Below are 2,040 nucleotides of genomic sequence, written 5' to 3'. Positions count from 1 at the left end.
GCTCCAGCCGGGCTGGCAGCAACCGCCGCCCGCGCCCACCACCCCCGACCGCTGTCCGCGCTGCGGCGCCGCTCTGATCGTGGTGGTCTCACGCACGCCACGGGCCGCGCGCCCGCGTCCTCAAAAATCCATGGGGCCGGGACCGCCCGGCTTCGGCATGTCCAACTAGCGTTGGAGCCGACGACGCGCTGTGGCATAGTGCCAGCGGCCGTGACGTCTGTTGCGCGTCGCGGCTCAAACGCTGAAACGTTGGGCGGACCCGATAGGCGTCGGCAATGACTGATGTGCAAACAAATCGATGCGAGTGGAGGAGGCGGTTCGTTTGCGTGGACCACGGGTGTGCCTACGGGAGCGTCAGGTATGTTAAGTCAACTTGGGGGAAGCGGTCATGAGGGCCGCCGTGGTCTCTTCCTTCAAGACGCCTCCGCGCTATGAGGAGTTTGCCGACCCCGCCCCGGCCGGTGACCAGGAGATGGTCATCGATGTGATTGCGGCGGGGCTGCACCCACGCGTCCGGTCGCAGGCCGACGGCTCGCACTACACCAGCACGGGCGAGCTGCCGCTTGTGCCGGGCATCGACGGTGTCGGACGGGGCCCAGACGGCTTCCTGCGTTACTTCGTCCTCCCGGACACCCGGATGGGCTCGATGGCTGAACGGACTGTCATCGATGTGCGCCGCAGCATCGTCTTGCCCGACGACAGTGATCCCATCGCAGTCGCCGCCGCCATGAACCCGGCCATGTCCTCTTGGATCGGGCTGCGGCGGCGGGTGCAGTTCCAGTCCGGACAGAACGTCCTCGTACTCGGCGCCACCGGCAACGCGGGCCGCATGGCGGTCCAGATCGCCAAACTGTTCGGCGCGAACCAAGTCATCGCCGCCGGCCGCGATGCAGAGCGACTCACCGGCTTGGCCGGACTTGGCGCCTCCGATACCGTGCAGCTCACGGGAGATGCCGAAGCCACCGCTCGCCGACTTGGCCAGGCCGCTGCCGATGTCGATATGGTGATTGACTACCTCTGGGGGGAGCCCACCACCACGGCCATGGTCGCTGTCGTCACCCACCGTGCCGACAACGGCAAGCCACTCACCTGGATCGGAATCGGTTCTGTCGCGGGACCCACGGCGCATATCCCGTCAGCCGCGCTGCGTGCCACTCGCCTCCAGATCGTTGGCAGTGGACAAGGCTCCGTCAGCACGCGTGATATCCTTGCCGAGCTGCCCGGACTCGCCCACGAGATCACCAAAGGCACCTTTCATATTGACGCGCGGCCTACAGCACTCGCCCACGTCCAAGGAGCCTGGGCTGATGCCGCCCACACCACACAGCGCATCGTTCTCACCCCTGTAGTGGCGTCGCTATGGCCCTGCCGAGTTCCAAGCGAAGGTGGGCGGCGTGACCTGACAAGCTGATTGGTAAGCCGATGCGGGAAGGGCAGGCAAGTCGCACTGCGGAGCAGAATGCGCTGTTCCGCGCGCTCGAATCCGCACGTCCGCACCGCAAGCGCCTCTTCGACGACCCTCTTGCTCGGGCTTTCTTGACGTGGCCGCTCAACCTCGTTGCCTGGCTGGCGGCAATTCCCGGCCTGCGCCGCTTCGCCCCGTGGTACATCGATCACCGGTGGCCGGGTGTGCGGTCCTCCGTGGTTGCACGAACGAAGTTGATCGACGATACGATTGCGACCTTCCTTACAGAGGGCATACAACAGCTGGTCTTCCTCGGTGCGGGCTTCGATTCGCGCTCGTTCCGCTTGCCGGACCTGCAAGAAATCACGGTCTTCGAGGTTGACCATCCTGACACACAAGCAGCCAAGAGAAGACGCTTGGAACGCGCACTCCCGGCCCAACCACGCCAGGTGCGGTTTGTTGCTTGTGATTTCAAGCAGCGCGCCCTTGAGGCCGCTATGGCTCGTGCGGGGTACAGCAAGGCCGCGTACACCTTGATTCTGTGGGAGGGCGTCACGAACTACCTCACGGAAGCGGCCGTGGACGCGACGCTGCGTTGGTGTTCGCAGGCGGCGCCAGGTAGCGCTGTGTTGTTC

Annotated in this window: 2 protein-coding genes; both read left to right on the top strand. The window is 65.3% G+C overall.

Features of this window, described 5'->3' with window-relative positions:
- The first annotated feature begins 388 nt into the window (after positions 1–388).
- Positions 389–1,411 carry a zinc-binding alcohol dehydrogenase family protein gene (locus tag VML93_RS19245; RefSeq protein WP_325613118.1) on the top strand — a complete coding sequence of 341 codons (1,023 nt, stop codon included), beginning with the start codon at positions 389–391 and terminating at the stop codon, positions 1,409–1,411.
- Between the two features lie 11 nt (positions 1,412–1,422).
- Positions 1,423–2,040 (top strand): SAM-dependent methyltransferase (locus tag VML93_RS19240; RefSeq protein WP_325613116.1); only part of this gene is annotated, 618 nt, incomplete at its 3' end.

The sequence above is a fragment of the Mycobacterium sp. genome, from assembly GCF_035499775.1.
Classification (GTDB): Bacteria; Actinomycetota; Actinomycetes; order Mycobacteriales; family Mycobacteriaceae; genus Mycobacterium.
The sequence above is the reverse complement of the archived record's forward strand: the minus strand, read 5'-3'. Positions and strand labels throughout refer to the sequence as shown.

Excerpts from the sequence above, each read along its gene's own strand:
- VML93_RS19245 (WP_325613118.1), top strand. The coding sequence starts at position 389 with ATGAGGGCCGCCGTGGTCTCTTCCTTCAAGACGCCTCCGCGCTATGAG.